General features: G+C 31.6%; 19 protein-coding genes. 6 read left to right on the plus strand and 13 right to left on the minus strand.

Annotated features, from left to right (window positions below; all coding sequences use genetic code 11):
- Positions 1-22: 22 nt before the first annotated feature.
- The 5 genes from queG to ABDZ69_RS13305 all read right to left on the minus strand — a co-directional run bounded on the left by queG (position 23) and on the right by ABDZ69_RS13305 (position 6208).
- On the minus strand, positions 23-997 hold the full coding sequence (gene queG / locus ABDZ69_RS13285; RefSeq protein ID WP_343770356.1) for a tRNA epoxyqueuosine(34) reductase QueG: 975 nt from the start codon (positions 995-997) through the stop codon (positions 23-25).
- Entirely contained in the window at positions 990-1523 is a 534-nt protein-coding gene (gene epsC / locus ABDZ69_RS13290) for a serine O-acetyltransferase EpsC (RefSeq protein ID WP_343770358.1), read from the minus strand. Before epsC ends, queG begins: the two co-directional genes overlap by 8 nt.
- A 428-nt stretch (positions 1524-1951) precedes the next feature.
- On the minus strand, positions 1952-2671 hold the full coding sequence (gene sleB / locus ABDZ69_RS13295; protein ID WP_343770359.1) for a spore cortex-lytic enzyme: 720 nt from the start codon (positions 2669-2671) through the stop codon (positions 1952-1954).
- 70 nt (positions 2672-2741) lie between these two features.
- A complete protein-coding gene (locus tag ABDZ69_RS13300) occupies positions 2742-4001 on the minus strand; it encodes a magnesium transporter (RefSeq protein WP_343770361.1) in 1260 nt (419 codons plus the stop codon).
- 395 nt (positions 4002-4396) lie between these two features.
- Complete coding sequence (locus ABDZ69_RS13305) at positions 4397-6208, minus strand: cell wall-binding repeat-containing protein (protein WP_343770363.1); 1812 nt, start codon at positions 6206-6208, stop codon at positions 4397-4399.
- Between the two features lie 179 nt (positions 6209-6387).
- On the opposite strand from ABDZ69_RS13305, the gene ABDZ69_RS13310 reads away from it, so the two are divergent.
- On the plus strand, positions 6388-8199 hold the full coding sequence (locus ABDZ69_RS13310) for a YgiQ family radical SAM protein (protein ID WP_343770364.1): 1812 nt from the start codon (positions 6388-6390) through the stop codon (positions 8197-8199).
- A gap of 206 nt (positions 8200-8405) precedes the next feature.
- Here the strand turns inward: ABDZ69_RS13310 and ABDZ69_RS13315 are convergent, their stop codons facing one another.
- The 4 genes from ABDZ69_RS13315 to ABDZ69_RS13330 are packed head-to-tail and all read right to left on the minus strand — an operon-like array spanning position 8406 to position 13588.
- Positions 8406-9680 (minus strand): MFS transporter, encoded by a 1275-nt coding sequence (locus ABDZ69_RS13315; protein WP_343770365.1) that lies wholly within the window; start codon positions 9678-9680, stop codon positions 8406-8408.
- A gap of 21 nt (positions 9681-9701) precedes the next feature.
- Positions 9702-11126 (minus strand): beta-Ala-His dipeptidase, encoded by a 1425-nt coding sequence (gene pepD / locus ABDZ69_RS13320; protein ID WP_343770366.1) that lies wholly within the window; start codon positions 11124-11126, stop codon positions 9702-9704.
- The gene (locus ABDZ69_RS13325; RefSeq protein WP_343770368.1) at positions 11123-12484 is read right to left on the minus strand and encodes a purine-cytosine permease family protein; all 1362 of its coding nucleotides are present in this window, start codon (positions 12482-12484) and stop codon (positions 11123-11125) included. Before ABDZ69_RS13325 ends, pepD begins: the two co-directional genes overlap by 4 nt.
- Positions 12485-12499: 15 nt before the next feature.
- Positions 12500-13588, minus strand: a complete 1089-nt coding sequence (locus ABDZ69_RS13330) for an S-methyl thiohydantoin desulfurase family protein (RefSeq protein WP_343770369.1) — start codon at positions 13586-13588, stop codon at positions 12500-12502.
- A gap of 193 nt (positions 13589-13781) precedes the next feature.
- Here ABDZ69_RS13330 and ABDZ69_RS13335 point away from each other — a divergent pair, with 193 nt between their 5' ends.
- Positions 13782-14918: a PucR family transcriptional regulator gene (locus ABDZ69_RS13335; protein ID WP_343770370.1), complete on the plus strand. Its 1137-nt coding sequence runs from the start codon at positions 13782-13784 to the stop codon at positions 14916-14918.
- A gap of 206 nt (positions 14919-15124) precedes the next feature.
- Here ABDZ69_RS13335 and ABDZ69_RS13340 read toward each other — a convergent pair whose 3' ends face one another.
- Together ABDZ69_RS13340 and ABDZ69_RS13345 are read right to left on the minus strand one after the other, a co-directional pair.
- Positions 15125-16084 (minus strand): YegS/Rv2252/BmrU family lipid kinase, encoded by a 960-nt coding sequence (locus ABDZ69_RS13340; protein WP_343770371.1) that lies wholly within the window; start codon positions 16082-16084, stop codon positions 15125-15127.
- A 135-nt stretch (positions 16085-16219) separates the two neighbouring features.
- Positions 16220-16648, minus strand: coding sequence for a CBS domain-containing protein (locus ABDZ69_RS13345; protein ID WP_343770681.1), 429 nt, complete (start codon positions 16646-16648; stop codon positions 16220-16222).
- Positions 16649-16781: 133 nt separating this feature from the next.
- On the opposite strand from ABDZ69_RS13345, the gene pssA reads away from it, so the two are divergent.
- Positions 16782-17294 carry a CDP-diacylglycerol--serine O-phosphatidyltransferase gene (gene pssA / locus ABDZ69_RS13350; RefSeq protein ID WP_343770372.1) on the plus strand — a complete coding sequence of 171 codons (513 nt, stop codon included), beginning with the start codon at positions 16782-16784 and terminating at the stop codon, positions 17292-17294.
- Positions 17295-17341: 47 nt separating this feature from the next.
- On the opposite strand, the gene ABDZ69_RS13355 is transcribed toward pssA, so the two are convergent.
- Positions 17342-17671, minus strand: coding sequence for a hypothetical protein (locus tag ABDZ69_RS13355; RefSeq protein WP_343770374.1), 330 nt, complete (start codon positions 17669-17671; stop codon positions 17342-17344).
- A gap of 78 nt (positions 17672-17749) precedes the next feature.
- A complete protein-coding gene (locus ABDZ69_RS13360) occupies positions 17750-19354 on the minus strand; it encodes a nucleoside kinase (protein ID WP_343770376.1) in 1605 nt (534 codons plus the stop codon).
- 130 nt (positions 19355-19484) lie between these two features.
- On the opposite strand from ABDZ69_RS13360, the gene ABDZ69_RS13365 reads away from it, so the two are divergent.
- From ABDZ69_RS13365 to fba, 3 genes are all read left to right on the plus strand, one after another.
- Positions 19485-20192, plus strand: a complete 708-nt coding sequence (locus ABDZ69_RS13365) for a DUF421 domain-containing protein (protein ID WP_343770378.1) — start codon at positions 19485-19487, stop codon at positions 20190-20192.
- Between the two features lies 1 nt (position 20193).
- Positions 20194-20574: a DUF4363 family protein gene (locus ABDZ69_RS13370; RefSeq protein WP_343770379.1), complete on the plus strand. Its 381-nt coding sequence runs from the start codon at positions 20194-20196 to the stop codon at positions 20572-20574.
- 68 nt (positions 20575-20642) lie between these two features.
- On the plus strand, positions 20643-21587 hold the full coding sequence (gene fba / locus ABDZ69_RS13375) for a class II fructose-1,6-bisphosphate aldolase (RefSeq protein ID WP_343770380.1): 945 nt from the start codon (positions 20643-20645) through the stop codon (positions 21585-21587).
- Positions 21588-21746 lie beyond the last annotated feature (159 nt).

The following is a 21746-nucleotide window of genomic DNA, read 5'->3' on the forward strand; positions in this document are numbered from 1 at the left end:
TTGTATAAATAAATTATAGTTTCTAACGATTAAAAAGTCTATTATAATAATCCTTTAAATAAGGCGAGGTAAAATCTTTAATCATATTTTTATTGAGTTTTCCCTTTATAAAAGCATTTATCATGGCATTCCTAATAAGTAAGTTTTTCCCTCTCCAACTACAGGAGGTTAGACCATACTTTTCTTTAAAGCTCTTATTATCTAAATTTATTAATTCTTCTATTTGAGGATTTTCCATAAACTCAAAGGGTAGAAAATCATTAATATTTGATTTTTTTATATATTTATTATAAGGGCATACTGTTTGACAAGTATCACATCCAAAAATTCTTCCATTTAATACTGGAAACCATTTGTCATCTATATCCTTCTTTTGAGTTATATAAGATAAACAAACATTAGGGTTATCTCCTTCTTCTTTTATGGACTTAGTAGGGCAAGCTTCTAGGCAAAGATTACATTCTCCGCACTTAGAAGAGATCCTTTCGTCCTCCTCTAACTCTAAATCTGTAATTATTTCTCCTAAAAATACAAAGGAGCCGTATTTTTCTGTTATTATCATATTATTTTTACCTATAAAACCTATTCCACAAAAACTTGCAATATATCTCTCTGGAAGTGCATTGCTATCCACAAAATATATACTTCTTCCACCTAAATTTGTAATATACTCACATATCTCCTTCAAGTACTTAGAAATCACCTTGTGATAGTCTCTTCCAAAGGTGTATTTTGAAAAGTACACCTCTCCATCCTTTGAATTATCTTTAAAAAGATATGGAAAAGCTATTGAAATAATGCTTTTCCCACCTTCTAAATATTGTCCTGGATTAATTCTTTTTTCTATATCTTTTTCTTCAAATTCATTTTCTACACCCATATTTTTTCTATTAATTAAATATTCATCTAGTTCTTCTAATTTTCTGCAGGAAGTAACTCCTATGGTATCTAATCCTAGATCTTTACAAAATTTAATTATTTTCTCTTTATTATTCATTATTCTTACTCTCTTTACATCCTACTAATTTTGCAGGTATTCCAACAGCTGTACAGTTTTCAGGGACATCCTTCAATACCACGGCGTTAGCCCCAACTCTCGCTCCGCTTCCTATAGTAATTGGTCCAAGTATCTTTGCTCCACTTCCTACTATAACATTGCTTCCCAAGGTAGGATGTCTTTTCCCCTTATTTTTCCCAGTTCCACCCAAGGTAACACCATGATACAATATTACGTGATCTCCTATCTCAGCTGTTTCACCTATTACCACACCCATACCATGATCTATAAATAGCCCTCGTCCAATTTTAGCTCCTGGATGTATTTCTATTCCTGTAAATTGTCTAGATAATTGTGATACCATTCTAGCTAAAAAAAACATCCTACGTTTAAAAAAGTAATTTGATATCCTATGCCCTATAACTGCGTGTATAGAAGGATATAATAAAAAAACTTCTAATCTATTTCTTGCTGCTGGATCATTTTCCATAATAAAATCTATATCATGCTTAATATTTTTAAACATAAAACCCTCCATATAATAATTATATAATTTTTTATAAATAAAAAGACTCCGCCTCTAAATAGAGACGAAGTGCTTCGTTTATTCCACCCTAACAATTAATAAAATGTAAATCCCTTCAAGCACTTAACCAAATGCTCTATTGCTATAACGGGCAAACCCGATGCAGCCTACTAACTTCGGTGCACTACTCCAAAGGGCACTTCATACATACTTTCCATAGAAATTCTCTCAGCAAACTAAATTTCCTCTCTGTATATTCCATATATATTACTTTCCTTTTTCAATGTATTTCCGACTATTTTACTACGATTTATATAATCATTATATTAAAATTCTCTAATTTGTCAACCCTTTTATCCGATTAATATCTGGATAACGATCTCTAAGAATTAGATGTCGACGAGCTCCATCTAATTCAAGAACTCTGTTTATCTACAAAATCTATGTTTTCCAATAACTTTAATTAATGGCCTAGACCATATCCAAGCACTAGTTGCCGTTGATGGATTGAAATAATATACAGCTCCACCTGAAGGGTCCCATCCATTTAAAGCATCTTGAGCTGCTCTAATACTATTTTGCTCCATAGCAGCATGTATTTGTCCGTCCGCAATGGCAGTAAATGCTCCTGGTTGATATATAATTCCTGCTATGGTATTTGGGAACCTTGGATCTCTTAATCTGTTTAGTATTACCGCTCCAACAGCTACCTGACCCTCATAAGGTTCTCCCCTAGCTTCTCCATTTATTACTCTGGCTAGCAACTGTAAGTCTTGATTTGAGCTGTTATATTTAGGCTTAGTAGTTTGAGTATTTGCAGTACTACCTCCACTGGTCTTAATCCCCATAGCGTTCAAGGTTTTATTTCCAGCTACTCCATCTACAGCTAAACCATTTTTAGCCTGAAAGGATTTTACTGCAGTAAATGTTTTGTAGCCATAAATACCGTCAATGCCTCCCTTATAATATCCCCAATTCTTGAGTTTTTTTTGTATTTCATATACAGTACCACCTCTAGAACCATAATAATAAGCTACAACTGCCACAGCTTTATTATAAGGGGCTAAATATATAAATACGCTAAAGTAGGTCATAAGAGCTATCATCATGTATAGCACTATCTTTTTAAAGGAAAAATATTTCTTCATGTTAATGCACTCCTCGGTAATGTTAATTTTTCTTACCTTATTTTTTACCTAAGAGTGCAAAATAATACATCTATTTTTTAAATTTTCTCTTCCAACTTGGCGCTATTACTTCTTCAATTATATCGTTCATAACTACTATGCCACATAATTTATTGTCATTATCCACCACTGGTATAGAATACAAGTGGTATTTGAGAGCCATTTCCACTGCTTCATCAATACTTTGAGAGTCTTTTATCTTAATTAAATCGTCTTTAACTAGGTTCTTGAGTTTATCTTCTGGTGAAGATAGAATTAAATCTCTTAAGGATATTGCTCCTATAAGCTTTTCTTCTTCATCTGTCATGTAAACATAATACATCACTTCTTCATCTGGTTTCATATCCCTTAGTAATTCAATAGTTTCACTTACAGATATATTAATATTAAGGGCTATAAAGTCTGTATTCATTAAACTTCCTACTACTTCTTCCTCATACTTCATAAGATGCATTATTTCCTCTGCATCTTCCTTTTCCATATTTAAAAGTATTTTTTCTACAGTTTCCTCATCTGCTTCATCTAAGATATCTGCAATCTCATCATTTGGTAAGTTGTCTAATATTTCTTTTCGTTTAAAATGGCTAATATTCTCTAAGATGTCCACTTGCATCTCTGGTTCTATCTCTTCTAATATGTTTGCAGCTAAATCTTCATCTAAATTTTCGAATATCATAGTTCTATATCTTGTATCCATTCTTTCAAGAATATCAGCTAAATCTGCTGGATGAAGCTTCGATAGCTTTTGGTAAGAAACTGAAAGCTTTAGATTGTGATTTATCATTTCTAAAGATTCTACATCCTCCCACATTATTAAAGTATCTTCATATTTCTTATTTATAAACTGGCATAATTTTATTATTAAGCCTTCTAAGCCCATCCTTCTTCCCACGGCTGATATTCCTGTATCTACGGCAATAACCTTTAGTTCTCCTGCAATTTCTGCTATTCTTAAATCTTTTACCTTAACTAATTTCTTTCCGTTTATATCTACAATTTGTTTGTTCATTAAGTTTTCACGCAATAAATAGGTATAAGTTCTCGGTATTATTTCTCTTGCTCCTTTTACCCTTAAATATACCTTACCTTTTTCATCCTCATAGAAGCATATGGTTTTAAACTCATAATTTAAAACCTCTCTACCTCTTTTTATCTTATATCCAATAACTCTTGGTAGTCCATCTTCTGTAGTTACATAAACATCCCACAAAACTCCAATGACATCACCAAATTCATCCTCAACCTTTTTAAACAATACGTTGTTTAGAAAAAAGCTTCCTATAATTCTCATAAGGTCCCCCCTTTTTCAGCAGGGGAGCTTGCTTAAATAGTAAAGTTCCCCTGCTATATATATTATTTTGTTAATGCTATTTTGACCACTACAAGGGCCACTTTCCATTTAATCTCACCACCTAAATTTTTAATTGCTTATCTTATTATTATATTACTCTCAGAGCAAAAATCAACTATAAAGATTTAAATTTTATTAAATTTCTCCATTATTCAACTTTACAATAGTATTAGTTCAGAATACTCCATATATTTCATTGTATTGACTTATTGCTCCCAATGATGAAAAATTACTTAGTACTTTTTCAGAGAATAGATGTTAAATAACAAAGAACAAATACGACTAAAATTCTATAAAAATTTTATCCATATTTGTTCTCTATTCTTTCTTATTTGCTATTTGATTAGTTGTCTCACTGTGCCATCAATTCTTACTCTAACAAATTGAAGTTCTCCATTTATATAATAAATCCAACCACCAGCAATATTTATTAAAGTTGAAGATTCGTTAACTAACTTAATATCTTCACTTCCATCTAGGTTCATTTTATATAACTTCCCAGCGTCATTTCCATTAGAGTAATAAATATTACTTCCTTGAATATTGAACCCATACATTGGGTTATTACTTAAAACTTTACTATCATTTCCGTCTAATCCTATTTTATTTAAAATTCCTTCATCATTTAAATAATAAATTGAATCTCCTTCTAATATCATAAAAGAAACTGCACCTTCAGATATCTTAGTAGCATTTCCTTTATTATTTACATTAAGCTTATATATTCCTCCATTTAAATCGTCACTATAATAAGCCCAATCACCTTTTATGGCTACATTTAAAGAATTAACATCTCCTATAAATTCATTATTATTGCCTTCTAAGTCTGCTCTATTCAACTTTTCTCCTTGTTCGGAAGTTGTTAAATAGTAAATATAATTTCCCTCTATCTCAATATAATCTCCCTTTAATCCATTAACTGATTGTCTATCCTTACCGTCAATACTTACCTTATATATATTTCCTTCCATATCAGTGTAATATATCCACTGTCCTACTACATTTAAAAAATATGAATCCTCGGAGTTTATTTGAGTAATTTTACTTCCATCACTACTAGATTTAAAAATATATCCATTTATATTATCTTTATGATATATCCATTCTCCTGATTTAAGGGCTACCCCTAAGTTTTGAGCATTTCCTTTACTATTTCCAGCTACATTCGAAAAATTTAAATCCTGTAAAATCCCCTCAGAAGTTATAGCTTTTCCACCAATGATGTTAATATTTACTATAGACTCCATCTTAGAGTTTATAAATTTTTCTCCTTCAAAAGACATTACTTTGTTTGATAATACTATTGGTGCAGAATTTTTAGCTGCTAAAGCTGACCCCGATAAAGCGTCTGGGAAATCCTGTCCACTTGCAATATAAATATTTTCAAAATTAATATCTTTATCAAACTTAGCTAGAATAGCTGCATTGGTTTCATATCTTGAAGGCCCATATAATCTTTCTTTATTTGAAAATCCCTTTTCAATATTTTCACTAACTAAGGTAGGCCCTCCTATTATATATGCCTTGACCTTTGAAGAATCTCCTGATAACTTTTCATTTAGAAAGCTTGAAACAGATTTATCCAAGGTATCTTTTGAAGTTAAAAGTATTGGCATGCCTTTTTTAGCTGCAATAGGTGCCATAGATAAAGCATCGGCAAAACCCATACCATTTGCTATTACAACTTCTTCAAAATCCCCCAAATTTTTAGCTACTGCTACAGCTGTTTCATATCTATTATTTCCCCAATATCTTTCGACTTTTATGTCCATATTAGTTATACTGTTTTCAATATTTTTCGAAACGGCACCAGTACCCCCAACAATAAAAGCTTCTTTAATTTCTAATCTAGCGAGCTCGTCCCTTATTTCTGTAGTTAACTCTTTACCATTAACTAAAATAATTGGGGCATTATATTTTGCAGCAAGTGGTGATGCAGATAGAGCATCTGGAAAGTCCATACCATTTGCTATTATTGCATAATCAGATTTTTGCCATCCTTCTTTTGATATAGCAATTGATGTTTTAAATCTATCTTTTCCTTCTATACGATTAGTAACTTTTGCATAAACATTATTTTGCATAGTTATTAGTGTTCCAACCGTAATGGATACTGCTAGTAAATAACTTTTTAACTTATAATTCATTAGTTTTCCTCCTAAAAATAAATATATATTAAATTATATAGATTTTAAAATAATAATCCATATTTTTTACCATAAACTGTATAGTTAATTTTTACCCTATATATAATACGATTTCATATTTTACTTAGTTTGTGTTAATATTATTAAATAAAAAGATTTTTAGTATGGAGAAGAAATATATGAAATTAGAAAATAAATTTTTACCTATAAATAAAAAAGATTTAAAAGAAAGAGGCATTGAACAACTAGACTTTATTATAATTACTGGAGATGCTTATGTAGATCATCCCTCTTTTGGAACTGCAATAATAGGAAGAGTGTTAGAAAATTTAGGTTTTACTGTAGGAATTATAGCGCAACCAGATTGGAAGGATATTAATAGCTTCAAGATTTTAGGAAAACCTAAATACGCCTTTTTAGTAAATTCAGGTAACATCGATTCAATGGTAAATCATTATAGTTCCTCAAAACGAAAAAGACGTGAGGATTTGTATTCTCCAGGAGGAAGATTTGGTCATAGGCCTGATAGAGCTGTTATTGTTTATTCTAATAAAGTAAAAGAAGCCTATAAAGATATTCCTATAGTAATTGGTGGAATTGAGAGTAGCTTAAGAAGGTTTGCCCACTACGATTATTGGGATGACAAAATAAGAAGAAGTATACTTCTTGATGCGAAGGCAGACTTACTTCTATACGGTATGGGTGAGAAAACTATAACCCAATTAGGAGAACTTCTTAGATATGGTATGAGTTTTGAAAAAATAAAGGATTTAAGAGGAGCTGTGTATTATAGAAAATCTATTGAAGATTTAAAAAACTTTGGAGAAGTACCTTCTTATGAGGACTGCTGTAACAGCAAAGAAGCTTATGGAGAGAGCTTTAAACTTCAATACTACGAGCAAGATCCTATTAGAGGTAAAACAGTAGTACAAAAACATGGTGATGGATATATAGTTCAAAATCCTCCTCAGCTTCCTTTAACTCAAGAGGAAATGGATAGAGTTTATGATTTACCTTTTACTAGAACCTATCATCCTATATACGAGAAGGATGGCGGCATTCCTGCTATATCCGAAGTGAAATTTTCAATTACTAGCCACAGAGGATGCTTTGGTTCTTGCTCCTTTTGCGCTTTAACCTTCCATCAAGGAAGAATAATGCAAAATAGAAGTGAAGATTCTATAGTAAATGAGGCAAAGCTGTTAACTACTTTAAAAGATTTTAAAGGATATATACATGATGTAGGAGGACCTACTGCAAATTTTAGAAATAAAGCTTGCAAAATACAGGAAGAAAAAGGCGCCTGTAGGGATAAACAATGCCTATTCCCAAAACCTTGTAAAAACTTAATAGTTGATCATAGTGAATATTTATCTATACTTAGAAAAATTCGAAAGCTTCCTGGAATTAAAAAAGTATTTATACGTTCTGGTATAAGATTTGACTATTTGATGCTGGATAAAAATGATGCATTTTTTAAAGAATTATGTGAACATCATATAAGTGGTCAGTTAAAGGTAGCTCCTGAGCACATTAATGATAAGGTATTAAATTTAATGGGCAAACCAGACAATAAGGTTTATGAAAGATTTTCTCAAAAATATACCCTTATTAATAATAAGCTTAAGAAAAAACAATATTTAGTACCATACTTAATGTCCAGTCATGCTGGCTCTAACTTAAAATCCGCTATAGATTTAGCTATGTATATAAAGAAGATGGGCTATACCCCTGAGCAGGTACAAGACTTTTATCCTACCCCTGGAAGTCTTTCTACAGTAATGTATTATACAGGAGTTAACCCTTTGACTAAGGAGAAGGTTTATATACCTAAAGTACAAAAGGAAAAGGATATGCAAAGAGCTCTTATGCAATTTTCTCTTCCTCAAAACTATAATCTTGTAAAAGAAGCTCTAGAAAAAGCAGGAAGAGAAGATTTAATTGGTAGCGGTAAAGAATGTTTAATTCCTAGAAAGAAAAAAAATCACTAAGGATTTCTTAGTGATTTCATACTGTAGACAAAAAGGTATTGTTCAATATACTAGCTTTACCTATTTGTATGCGTATATCCTTATATGCCTTTTAAGCATTATTTGAAGGCCATCTTTAAAGCTATCGCATTAAAGATGGCCTTCTTTCTTTTCTCAAAATCTATCGAGGATAACGATTATAGCAGATTTTGGACAATTAATACCGTCTATTGCTGATCAAACAAGCCCGTCTGTAACACTTTACTTTCGGTTTTGTGTTTTTTAGTATACCTTAAAACAACAAATGACAATATAGCGGCTAAAATACCTGTTATAGCTAAGAATATAAAAATCATATTGTACCCTGCACTTTGATACTTATCCATCCAGTTTCCAAACATCATGGAATATATTGCGTCCGGCATATATCCAACTATGGAAATAATACCAATTGCTGTACCAGTCATAGCCTTCGGAATTCCTACTTCTGCCACGATAGAAGAAATAACTCCGTATGTCATCATTGCCACGGCCCCAGGAATCAATGTATAAATACTAACCAATGTTGGATTAATATCTGGTGGTAAAATCAGCACCATCCCAAATAAACCGGCTAGAATAAGGAATGCTATACAAAGCCATTTACTCGTAGATTTAAAGCATTTATCTGCAATTAATCCTCCAACTGGAGCTAATAATAAAAGAAGATATGTTCTTACTGCTGAAAGAAATCCAGAGTCAATAATAGAAATTCCAAATACTTCCGTTAAATATGGATTAAAATAAGATGTACTCATATAATAGCCATATCCACAAAACATGATTATAGATATAACCCATACTATTGGAGTTTTTAATAATTTGGTTAAATCACTAACACGAAACTTGGGTTCATTGTCATCCACTGATTTATTACAATCTTCCTCCTTTAGTAAAATCATTAGTATAACTGCCACTATAATAGGTACTAATCCACCAAAAATGCATGCACGAAAATATCCTGTTCTCATATCTCCACCTGTCTGATAAACTAATACTGCAATTGCATTTACAACTGCCGCTGCAATTCCATTACAAGCATAATAAAGACCATATAAGAACCCCTGTTCTTTTTCCGTTCCAATAATTCTTACCGTTTTTAACAATGCAGACCATACAACAAAGCCCGTACTAAATGCAAGACACATCCAAATAAGTATTGATATCGTAAAATTCTTCATAGTAAATGCATATAAAAACACCAATGCAGAAGTTCCCAGCGATGAATATACAAGCGATTTTCTAGGAGAAACCTTATCTGCCAAAATTCCTCCTGGAATATATAAAATCATGTTGCCAATTGTATATATAGTCATTAAAAATCCTGACTGAGTGTTATTAATATTCATACAGGCTATATGTGCATCGTAAAAAACATATTTTATATATGGTAAGAAATAAATAGATCCCCCTGCTAAACCAAGTGCTATTATAATAATATATTTTTTGAATTTTGTATTCATAATAGTCTCCTTTCCTACCTCTTATATTTGATTACTTTTTTCATTAATATTCTGCAAAACTTTATCTATCAAAGCATACACTTTATTTACAGATTCTATATCTAGTGTTTCAAATATAGTATGTGCATTTAAAATAGTAGGGCCTATTGATATAGCATCCTTTACCGAAGGACAATTTCTCATGATAATGCCACATTCCACCCCGGCATGAACATTCTCACATTCAGCTTCTTCACCATATAGTTCGTAATAGGTATCTAAAAATATTTTTATAAGCTCTGAATCTTTTTTATACATCCAAGCAGGATATTCATCCTTGTGTTCTGAATCTCCACCAAAGTGCTCAATTAACCTCGTAATCTTTTTTACTTCATCCCTATACCATGATTCATAAGAAGAACGCAAAGTGAGTTCTATTGTAATATACTTTTCGATTTCTCTAACAATAGCTAAATTTACTGAAGAACATACAAAATCTTCAGTTCTACTATAGACACCATGGGGAAGATTTTCTAAAAGCAAAAGTAATCTTTCTTTGAACTGATCCTCATATACAACGCAACTGTATTCTGTCTGCTTTATTGATATTGATAGATTTTTTTCCTCATTACACCATTCACTTTGACAATTTTTCATAAAATCTATTATTTGTTTTTCTAATATTTCTATAGCATCCGTATTAACAACTGCAGTTGCCCATTCTGGAATAGCATTAGAGCGACTACCCCCTTCAAGAGATTTCAGTTCAAATGAATCCTTAGATAAAGTTCTTAGAAAGCGTACCAATATTTTAATTGCATTTTCATGTTTTCTGTTAATCTCTAAACCCGAATGTCCTCCAATGCAACCTGTTACCATTATTTTAACTGTTTTATCCTTTATAGAATCCTTAATCTGCACTGGCAACTTGCAGAATGAAGAAATTCCACCAGCTGCTCCTATTGTAAAAACTCCTTCTTTCTCACTATCTAGATTAATCATATATTCACCAGTTACATTTTCTTTCCTAATAGCAAGGGCTCCACCCATGGTTTCCTCTTCATTTGCAGTGAATATTGCCTCTAAAGCAGGATATTCTTTTTTATTATTTTCTAGAAGGGTCAGCATCAAAGCAACGCCAATCCCATCATCTGCTCCAAGAGTTGTTCCATTGGTGCACATTCTTCCATTCTTCACATGAATATTGCATGGTATTTTTTCTAAAGTTTCCTCTAGATTTTCTGATTGCCATACCATATCTGTATGTGCCTGTAAAACAACAACAGGGCTATCTATTCTATTTCCTGCTTTTTTTATGATTACATTATTCTCTTTGTCCCTAATAACTTCAAGGCCCATTCTTTCCCCTTGTTCCACTAGATAATCAGCTATTTTCTTTTCTTCAAAAGACACTCTTGATATTTTAGATATTTCATTAAAATAATAAAATACTCTTTCTACACTCATATAGCCTCCCTATATATCCTTATTTTTTTATAGTTTTTAAACTTTATTAAAGCAACGTAAAACACAATAGCTACAGCAATACAAATAACAGGAACTGGAATGACATTACCAAAATTGACAAACCATCCAAAACCAATAGGTTTTGTAGTCATGGTAAGACCCACAAAAGAAGAAATTATCCATGCTATTATTGCATCCCACTTGATACCGCAATGAACTGTAGACCAATCTTCATCATAGCTCTCTCTGTTGCAAATATAAAAATCTGCAATTAAAATACCTGCAATAGGTGTAATAAATACACCTAGTATTGATAAAAAATTTACAAAATATTTATATACTCCAAATGCTGCAATTGCTGTACTTATAGCACCTAAAATAAATGTTAACTTCATTCGTGGTATCTTTGAAACGCCATCTAGGGTATTCATTAATCCCAGCACACTTCCATAGAGATTATTATCATTTGTAGTCCACTGACCAATAACAAGAACAAGTGCACCAGATATTCCAAGCCCCAGTGTAAGTACCATAACTTCGACTACATTCCAATTTTTAAATGCATATGTAAAAAAAGCACCACATATCATAACTGGAATATATCCCCAAAAATATCCTAAACTAATACCAAGTGCACAATCTTTACGTGTTTTACAAAAGCGGCTAAAATCACCCATCATTGCAATGCCTACTGCAAAAGAGCTTACAACTACTGTTATTCCTGAGGAGATACTAATTGGTGAACCAATGGGGCCAGAGCTAACTATATCTACTATAGGAACTATAGTACCTGTTTTTATAACAGCAGTAATGCAAAGAACAAATAGTAGCGGTACTCCAATTTCACTCAGTATTTTAATTGCTTTAAACCCAAATACCGCCGTCATAGACATTGCCAAACCACCAATAACAGTAAAAATTACTGGGGAAATTGTACTGCCACTTAATTGTTCCACTACGAATGATATTGTGTTTCCAAACAAGTCAGCTTGAAATGCATACCAACCAAAATTACAGATACAAAATATAACACCTATAATCTTGGCACCTATAGTTCCAAAGGATCTACGGCAATTAAAAGATGTTGGAAGATGTGTATAAGTACTTACAAGAGCACATATTGTAGCCAGTAAAAAAACAATGAAAGCCCCTATAACACTTGCAATACACATATCTTTAAAAGATAAACCATTTGCCAACACACCACCCACTGCAAGACCGCTTAAACCAAAGCCTTCCCCTAGCCAAATCATACCTTGCTCAATCCATGTTTTCCTAGCATGTTCTGGAACTGGTGTTTTTTCGTAATCATTATATTTTTCTTCAAATGATCTCTTTTCTTTTAAAGTTCTTTCCATTCTTTTATCCCCCTACTAGTCTTCTAAGAAGATGCAATCTTCATCAAATCCAAAAAATCTTGGATTTAAAATTTCTAGAGCTTTTTCAGTTTTCCACAAATCATGGCAGTGGAATCCTAGTACACAAAGCTCCATTCCTTCTTTACAATTTGGATTTGTAATCGGTGTTCCAGTAACACTATCTACTACACAAATCAAATCTGGACAAGTTAAACGCAATTTATCATCCACCCACATCATCATGTTTTCATTCTTATACCAAACCCTTGCATTTTGGTTTTCATTTTCTTTTATTCCTTCTAAATATATATTACCAAGTGTAAAACCATCTTTATTTTCCCAGTTAGTTTCTGCCGTAGCACGTCCTGTAAATAATAATTTACCATTTGCGGCTTTTAAAATTGCATGAATTGGATCCTCTCCTGCCTCTTCTGCCTGTCTTCTTGCCTGTCCTACTCTTTGTGCATGTGAAAGAGCTCCTGGAATAACTGATTTCTTTAGATTTTTTCCTTGAATTGGATGATCCGTCATCCCTACTGCTCCCTTTGTTGCAACTGCCATAAACCTTGCAAGTGCTTCCGCTCTTGAATCATCTTTTACAGTTGGAATGATTGCTACATCTCCATAGATTGTTCCAACTGCTAACGGAGTAATAGGTTGTCCAGTCACGTAATAAGTTGAAAACTGTAGTTCCGGAACAGCCCTTCCTGCAGCATCTGCATCTACGATATATTTACCAGTCTTTGCAGCAATGGCCATAACCTCTCCTGTATTTCCTGCACCATATTCAATTGATACAAGTCCATGGAAATTAGTTTGCATATATTTTTCTAATGCTTCTACAGACAAGGCAATATCTGTTCCATCAAAAATCTCTTCTTCTGCTTCCTCTTCTTCTGACACCATGCATCCACAATAATATGGGCTTGCATAGTATGATTCATCTTCAATTTCATCAAAATCAAGCATTTTAAATTCTTTCCCAGCATTCCATTCCTTTTCAACAACGGATAACCCCTCTGCTATCGAACCACCACCGCCAGTTCCTAAAATTGCACATCCCATCATAATATCTTTTAATTCTTGTAAATCAAGTTTTTTCATACTTATCTCCCCTTCTCATCTAATTTATATATCTTTATTGTAAACGTATTCCAATCGCAATTCATTATAGATTTACACAATGAAAAAAATTTTATATTGTATAATCCTACAATGACACTTATTGACATTCTTAGTTTATTACCTCATAATAAATGTATATTTACTTAAAATTTGCATCTTGAAAGGAGTTAATATGAGTATTACGGTAAAAGATATCCTCCAACTTGATGTTTTGAAAAATGCAGAACTAGTATCTGGCAAGAATGGACTCAATAGAGAAATTTTAAGAGTTAATTTTACAGATTGTCCTTTAGATCCATGCGACCCTGGGTACACTTTAGTTTCAAAAGGAGACTTATATATACATAGTTTTTATACAACCCAAAATAATGAAGACCTTGTATTTAACATAATTGATTTTTATATACAAACACAAAGCTCCTGCTGTATTGGTTTAAAATGCTATCTTAATCAAATGCCAGAAAGAGTCCTTCACTTAGCAAATAGAAATAATTATCCTATTATTATGATTGATGCTGATGTGCCATATGGACAACTTATCAAAGACATTTCTGAACTAATTCTAACAGAGCAATTGGCTCTAAGCTCTGAAAATAAAATAAACAAGCTTCTGTATGACAAATTAAATAGTCAAGAACGTAATAATATCATACAATACCTAACTCCAGATTTGCCGTTAAAATATCTGTGTATTTATATTTCATATCCGGAGCTTCCGTCTTTACGTTTTAATTTTTTGAAAAATGATTTATCTTCACAATTTCAGCTACATTTTCTTAGATATCATAAAGGGGGATTTTTAATTCTTGATCTGATTACACATTTAGATTTCTCACGTACAATAAATTCTCTAACACACCTTTTATCCTACTACGGAAAAACATTTTATATTGGTGTTAGTAGCAAATGTGAAGAATCTCGTGATTTTGTTCGCAGTTTCAACGAAGCTTATTCCGCACATAAAATTGCTCAGTTAACAGGAAATAGAGTAACTTATTATAATGATTTATCAATATACAGTCTGCTACTTCCTTTACGCAATCATGAAATTTTAAATGAGTTTTGTAAAAAAATACTTGGACCTCTGAAGGAATACGAAAATCGATATTCCACGAATCTCCTAGAAACTATTCGAATTTATTTAAAAAATAACGGCGACTACAAAAAAACAGCTTATTTTCTCGACACTCACGAAAATACCATACGTTTTCGAATTGGTAAAGCCAAGAGTCTACTTGGATTGGAAGATAGTCCTTATGCCTTCATAGAATATGTTTCTATTGCATTAAAGGCAGAACAATTATTATAATATCAAAAAAATTTATCATGTAATTTTGCAGGCCTTTTTCAGTTCTGCATTTTCTTGACGTAGTTTTTGATTTCATACTGATAAAAATAGAGTGCAGTTCCATGTCCTGGTAACGCACTCTCTCCGTATTCTTCATATTCACTTATCCAACGGTATAAAGAATTTAATGGATATTTAATGTTTTTTGCATGCAATAAATCATAAAATCATTTAGAGGCAGCCCTTTTTATATCTATCTTACCTTTTGCAAGTACTCTACTTTTATTTTTAGGTGGAGTTTTCGTTTTTAATACCCCTAGCATCTTTACTCCTCCCCTTATACATTCTATAGTTAAAGGAAAGTCAGGCCCTCTTTCTCCATCTATATCCGTTAATATATCTTCATCGCATTCTATATGTAGTTTATCAGTTTTAAAATATAATAAATTAGTTACCTCTTCTAAATGGTCTCCCCTTAACATGCTTATAAATAACGGAATTAAATCCCTTAGCATCCCTGCTTGAATTATTATAACATCTAACATACCATCATCAACTTCTGCTTTATAAGCAAGGTTTAAATTTCCTGCGGTCTGCCCATTGAAAACTAATATTAAATACATGTCTCCAGTATAATCTACTTCCTTAGAGGTTACTTTAACTTTAATGTTTCTAAAGTTAGGGATTTGTTCTATACCTTTAACATAATAAGCGAGTTTTCCTAGGTTATTTTTAAGAGTTGTATCCGTCCTTTGAGATATATCTGTAAATAATCCTGCACTAGCTACGTTTATAAAATATTTATCATTAACCTTTCCTACATCTACACTCAAAGGTTCACTTTCTAGTATTTGCTTGCAAGCCTCCTCTATATCCATTGGCATTCCTATGAATTTAGCAAAATCATTAGCTGTACCTACAGGTATTATTCCTAGAGGAAGATTAATATTTCTTTCTTTAATATAATTAACTACACTATCTACAGTTCCATCCCCGCCTGCAATTAATATATATTTATAATCATTTTCAATATCCTCAAAGGCAATATCTAAAGTATATTCACTACTTATTCTATAAGGTACTACTGTATACCCATACTGCTGATGAATACTTATGATTTTATCTAATTCTGATATTATTAAATTTTCTCCTGAATATGGATTATAGACAAATTTTACCTTATTCATATTATGACCTCTCTTTTTAAATACTAACCATACTTTATTATAGCATTTTACAATATTTATGTCATCAAACTATAAAGAATAAACGCAAACAGCTTTTAGTTAGCCATTTACGTTTATTTAAAATAAAGTTCTTAACTATATATGTGGAGTACTAGGTTCCGATATTTCAGTTAAAGTTTCTCCTGCTTTATTGGAAAGGTTAGGTTCTACAGACAAATCTCCTAAAGAAAGTATTCCTACTAAGGAATTATCTTCTACCACAGGTAATCTTCTTATTTGTCTTTCGCTCATTATTCTAGCAGCTTCTCTTGCTTCTATTTCTGGACTTACTATTACAGGATTAGAACTCATTATATCCCTAACAGTTTGCCTTTGAGAATTTTCCCCTTCAGCTGTAGATCTTAAAGTAATATCTCTATCTGTAATTATTCCAATTACTTTATCTCCATCACAAACTGGAAGAGATCCTATATTATGCTCTCTCATAAGCTGAGCTGCACGTTCTACAGTATCTTCTGGGGTTAAGGTAGCTAAACTTTTAGTCATAACATCTTTTACTTTCATCAAAAATCCACCTCCTAAAATATTTTACCCACTATAGGGAAATAATATTTAGGAAAATTTTAATAAACTATATTATATATTTCTTATAATATAGTATAATTATATATAACGTTAATTTAGGAGTGATTATTTAATGCAAAAAAACGCTGTACCCAATTTGTTTACCTTTGGTAATCTATGCTTTGGTATTTTATCCTTAATGATGACTTTTCAAGGCGAATATAAAAATGCCTGTTTATTCATATTATTAGCTGGATTAATGGACAGATACGACGGAAGAGTTGCTAGGTACTTACAGGTTAGTAGTGAGATTGGTAAGGAGTTAGATTCCCTTGCAGATTTAGTATCCTTTGGAGTAGCTCCATCTATATTAGTGTTTAATATGCATAATTTTTACGATTATGGATTAATAGGTTACTTTTTATTATTAGTTTTTCCCGTAGCAGGAGCTTATCGTCTAGCAAGATTTAATGCCTCCTCCTTTGATGGTGCCTTTACTGGTGTACCAATTACAGCAGCAGGTATGTTTATGGCTCTTTATTCTTTGCTTACCCTAAATAGAATTATGCATCCTATGCTTGCCATAATTTTATTAGTTTCTTTTTCTTATCTTATGGTTAGTAAATTTAAATTTAAAAAAATATAGCTTTAAAATATTTAAGAATAACCCTATATATATTCTCTATATTAGGGTTATTCTTTTAATTTTAATTCCTCATCTATTTCTGTCAATATATACTTAGCATGAATTTTGGTTTTTAATATTTCACCTTTGATTCTGCAATAATTGCTATATTCGCAGGAACATTGGTCTAAAGCATCGATTAATTCATCAATAATATCTCCTAGCTCATTTGCTCTATCAATGGCATCTTTTACATCTTTTTTTCTAGCCAAAGCAATAGTATTTAATTCACCAGCTCCTCCGATTAATAATCTATATGAATTAATTAATTTAGATAGAAGATCTGTTAAATTATTTACATCACCGTAATAGCCTTGCACTACCTTTCTATGATTCATACTATTCACCACATATCAATTTAATTATATTTATCTATATGGATTGAATAGAAATTTTATTACCTTTACATAGTAAAATTAATGAAACCAGCTACCTCCTACGAATTCTCTTAATATAGAATTATCAGGTACATGTTTCATATCTAAATCCTTAAAGAAATTTAAAAAGCTAATTAGCCTTAACCCTTCGTGATAAACAGGACTAGATGGAGTTATCTTATTTAACTCCTTTAACGCATATTGTCTTAATACGCACAGTTCGTATACTAAAGTAGAGTTAAACATTACATGGGCATTTTCCTGAAATACAAATATATTTTTTTCTTCTCCACGCCTAATGGAAGGCCACATGTTCAATGTATCTTCTGCGCTATATCCCCTAAATAAAGAGTCTCTTACTATTCTCCTTATGATTCTCACATCTGTGGTAGCTATCCTATTATGGGAGTCTAAATTAAGCTGCGTTAAAGCACTTATATATATTTTAAACTTATTTTCTGGAGCTATAGAAGAGGTAAGGATTTCATTTAGCCCATGTATTCCTTCTACTATGAGAATACCATTTGCAGGAAGCTTTACCTTATGTCCTCTCCACTCTCTTTTTCCTGTTATAAAATTATAGCTAGGTATTTCTACCTCTTCACCCTTTAATATATCTTGCAAGTGCTTATTAAATAATTCTAAATCTAAGGCATATATGGATTCAAAATCATACTCACCAAATTCATCTTTAGGAGTATCTTCTCTGTTAATAAAATAATCATCTAGTCCTATAGGAATAGGAATCATTCCATTAACTCTAAGCTGTATTCCTAATCTTCTAGCAAAAGTAGTTTTTCCCGAAGAAGATGGTCCTGCAATTAGTACTAATTTAACATCCTTTTTTTCATTAATCATATCTGCTATATACGCAGTTTTCTTTTCATGTAGGGCTTCAGCTACTCTGATTATATTATAAATATCTCCACTCTCTACCTTGTTGTTTAGTGAGCCCACGTCTCCAACCTCTAAAATTCTGCCCCACTCTTCAGTTTCTTTAAATATCTTTGCCAATTTTTTATGCTCTATAAATTCTGGTATTTCCCTTGGATTGTTTTCTGTAGGAAATCTTAATATAAGGCCTGGCTCATAATACATTAAATCAAAAACCTTCCCTACTCCTGTAGAGTATGCCATGGCACCATAAAAATAGTCATATCTTCCCTCTAATTCATATAGCTTTACTTCATCGGTTTTTACGTGATTCAACAACCTAACTTTATCTTCCATTTTATAATCTTTAAAGATCTTAATTGCCTCTTCCTTTTTAACTGAAACTTTATTTATTGTAGAATTTCTTTCTACTAATTCCTTCATATTTTCTTTAATTTTTACTACATCTTCTTTACTTAAAGGCTTTTCCTTATGTATTTCACAATAAAGGCCCTTGCTTAGAGAATGTTCTATAGAAATTGTGGCTTCTGGAAATACATTTAAGACAGATTTTATTAAGATAAATTGTAAAGTTCTAACATAAGTTCTCATACCTATATTAGTTGAAATATCTATAGGTTGTATTTTTGCATTTAAATCAACGATATTTGTTAATTCACAAACATCATTATTTACTTTAGCTAACACTACGGGTACATCATTTTCTAAAGAATACTTATTTATTATTTGTCCTAGCTTATTTTTATCCATTCTATTATCCCCCATTCCTTGTAAGTATAATATCATTATATCTCATTATACTCAAAACTTTCAAAATTAGCTCACTTCCAGTAATATTTTTTGGGTTTTTTCAAATACTATATGCTATGAGGTGATGTTAGTGTTTACTGTTTTAATTAGAACTATAATCTTATATGCAGTAGTAATTGGAGCTATGAGGTTAATGGGTAAGAAACAAATTGGCCAATTAGAACCCTTTGAGCTTGCCATAACAATAATGATTTCTGAACTTGCTGCTCTTCCTATGCAAGATACAAGAATACCTCTATTGCACGGTATAATTCCAATTATTACTTTATTAACTCTACAGACTATCTTAGCTATACTACAGTTAAAAAGCGAAACATTTAGGAAAATTATCAATGGAAGTCCTAGTATTTTGATAGAAAATGGTAAGATTGATATTCAAGAGTTAAAATATCAGAGGTTTAATATCAATGATTTAATGGAAGAACTAAGATTACAAGGATATTACAATATTTCTGATGTAGAATATGCTATTTTAGAAACTAGCGGTCAATTGTCTATAATTCCAAAAACAGAGCTAACCCCTGCAACAAAACAGGATTTACATCTATTAACTAAAGTAAATGTAAATATAACTCAGGATAAATTGCCAGTAACCCTAATATTAGATGGAAAGGTTAACTTTGAAAATCTTAAGCTAATAAAAAAAGATGTTAGTTGGCTAAAGAAAAATTTAAAACGTAATGACATAGAAGAATTTAAAGATGTATTCATAGCTTTAATTGACTCTCATGGCAAATTATATTTTCAAAATTATTTAGGAAAGACTAAGGGGGATTAATATGAAAAATATACTTATATCTTTCTTTTTATTTTTTATAATGATTTTTGGTATATTATTTTCTTTAAATGCAATGGATAAAGTTTATAGTGAATTGGAAACCTTAAACAGGAGGTTAGAGCAATCTATACAGGAAGATAATTGGGAAAAATCTATACTAGTTATTAATGAAATATCAGATAAGTGGCAAAAACATTCCAATCAGCTGTCCATATTTTTAAACCATGCAGAGTTAGATAATATCAATAGTGAATTAGCTAAATTATCTCAATATGTTATTCATAAGAATAAAGAAGAATCTATGTCTAGCCTCCATGTAATCAAATTTTTCTTTAAACATACCTTAGATATTGAGAAAATTAGTTTAGGAAACATATTCTAGAAAATCTTAGCATAATGATTTATAATAGATTTATATAAATAAAAATAACGAGTAGAGGGTGAAATATTATGGCTTTAGTAACTACTAAAGAAATGTTTGAAAAGGCTTTTAAAGGCCAATATGCTATAGGAGCCTTTAACATTAACAATATGGAAATAATCCAAGCAGTAGTAAATGCTGCAAAAGAAGAAAAATCTCCAGTAATATTACAGGTTTCCGCTGGCGCTCTTAAATATGCAGGACCAAAATATTTAAAACATATGGTAGATGCCGCTATAGAAGATACAGGAATTGACATAGCACTTCATTTAGACCATGGTGCAAACATGGATCAGGTTAAATTAGCTATAGAATCAGGATTCACTTCAGTAATGTTTGATGGTTCTCACTATGACTTTGAAGAAAATATTAAATTGACTAAAGAAGTTGTAGAGTACGCTCACAGCAAAGGTGTTGTGGTAGAAGCAGAACTTGGAAAACTTGCTGGAGTAGAAGATGATGTGAAAGTTTCCAGTGCAGACGCTACTTATACAGATCCAGATCAAGCTGCAGAGTTTGTAAAAAGAACAGGAGTAGATTCCTTAGCAATAGCCATAGGAACAAGTCACGGTGCTTATAAGTTTAAAGGAGAGGCTAAATTAGATTTCGATAGACTTCAATCTATCACAGAAAAATTAGAAGCCATTGGAATTAAGAACTTTCCAATAGTACTTCACGGTGCCTCCTCCGTTGAGCCAAAATTCGTAGAAATGTGTAATGAATTTGGTGGAGAAATTGGTGGAGCTAAAGGTGTTCCAAATGAAATGCTTAGAAAAGCTTCTTCCATGTCTGTATGCAAAATAAACATGGATACAGATTTAAGACTTGCTTTAACAGCTTCTATTAGAAAAGTATTATCTGAAAATCCAAAGGAAATAGACCCAAGAAAATATATAGGCGCTGGAAGAGATGCAATACAGGCCTTAGTTAAAGAGAAAATTAAAAATGTTTTAGGGTCATCAAATACTCTATAATGAGAGTGTAAAAAAGTTCCACCAGGAAATACTCTGGTGGAACTTTTTTAGTTTTTTAGATATTTAGTTGTTTAGATTCCTAGTTACTGATAAAACTCCTTTACGAGTTTTTATATTTTTTTATTTTAGAAATCCCCCAGGAATTTCATCCATAACTAA

It is taken from the genome of Clostridium malenominatum, from assembly GCF_039521365.1.
GTDB lineage: Bacteria > Bacillota > Clostridia > Clostridiales > Clostridiaceae > Clostridium_AW > Clostridium_AW malenominatum.

What these genes read in the sequence shown, in the direction of transcription:
- pssA (WP_343770372.1), top strand. Translation starts at nt 16,782, where the DNA reads ATGCAAAAAAACGCTGTACCCAATTTGTTTACCTTTGGTAATCTATGC.
- ABDZ69_RS13325 (WP_343770368.1), bottom strand. Translation starts at nt 12,484, where the DNA reads ATGGAAAGAACTTTAAAAGAAAAGAGATCATTTGAAGAAAAATATAAT.
- ABDZ69_RS13335 (WP_343770370.1), top strand. Translation starts at nt 13,782, where the DNA reads ATGAGTATTACGGTAAAAGATATCCTCCAACTTGATGTTTTGAAAAAT.
- sleB (WP_343770359.1), bottom strand. Translation starts at nt 2,671, where the DNA reads ATGAAGAAATATTTTTCCTTTAAAAAGATAGTGCTATACATGATGATA.
- ABDZ69_RS13310 (WP_343770364.1), top strand. Translation starts at nt 6,388, where the DNA reads ATGAAATTAGAAAATAAATTTTTACCTATAAATAAAAAAGATTTAAAA.
- ABDZ69_RS13315 (WP_343770365.1), bottom strand. Translation starts at nt 9,680, where the DNA reads ATGAATACAAAATTCAAAAAATATATTATTATAATAGCACTTGGTTTA.
- ABDZ69_RS13360 (WP_343770376.1), bottom strand. Translation starts at nt 19,354, where the DNA reads ATGGATAAAAATAAGCTAGGACAAATAATAAATAAGTATTCTTTAGAA.
- epsC (WP_343770358.1), bottom strand. Translation starts at nt 1,523, where the DNA reads ATGTTTAAAAATATTAAGCATGATATAGATTTTATTATGGAAAATGAT.
- queG (WP_343770356.1), bottom strand. Translation starts at nt 997, where the DNA reads ATGAATAATAAAGAGAAAATAATTAAATTTTGTAAAGATCTAGGATTA.
- ABDZ69_RS13305 (WP_343770363.1), bottom strand. Translation starts at nt 6,208, where the DNA reads ATGAATTATAAGTTAAAAAGTTATTTACTAGCAGTATCCATTACGGTT.
- ABDZ69_RS13340 (WP_343770371.1), bottom strand. Translation starts at nt 16,084, where the DNA reads ATGAATAAGGTAAAATTTGTCTATAATCCATATTCAGGAGAAAATTTA.
- fba (WP_343770380.1), top strand. Translation starts at nt 20,643, where the DNA reads ATGGCTTTAGTAACTACTAAAGAAATGTTTGAAAAGGCTTTTAAAGGC.
- ABDZ69_RS13355 (WP_343770374.1), bottom strand. Translation starts at nt 17,671, where the DNA reads ATGAATCATAGAAAGGTAGTGCAAGGCTATTACGGTGATGTAAATAAT.
- pepD (WP_343770366.1), bottom strand. Translation starts at nt 11,126, where the DNA reads ATGAGTGTAGAAAGAGTATTTTATTATTTTAATGAAATATCTAAAATA.
- ABDZ69_RS13300 (WP_343770361.1), bottom strand. Translation starts at nt 4,001, where the DNA reads ATGAGAATTATAGGAAGCTTTTTTCTAAACAACGTATTGTTTAAAAAG.
- ABDZ69_RS13330 (WP_343770369.1), bottom strand. Translation starts at nt 13,588, where the DNA reads ATGAAAAAACTTGATTTACAAGAATTAAAAGATATTATGATGGGATGT.
- ABDZ69_RS13370 (WP_343770379.1), top strand. Translation starts at nt 20,194, where the DNA reads ATGAAAAATATACTTATATCTTTCTTTTTATTTTTTATAATGATTTTT.
- ABDZ69_RS13345 (WP_343770681.1), bottom strand. Translation starts at nt 16,648, where the DNA reads ATGAAAGTAAAAGATGTTATGACTAAAAGTTTAGCTACCTTAACCCCA.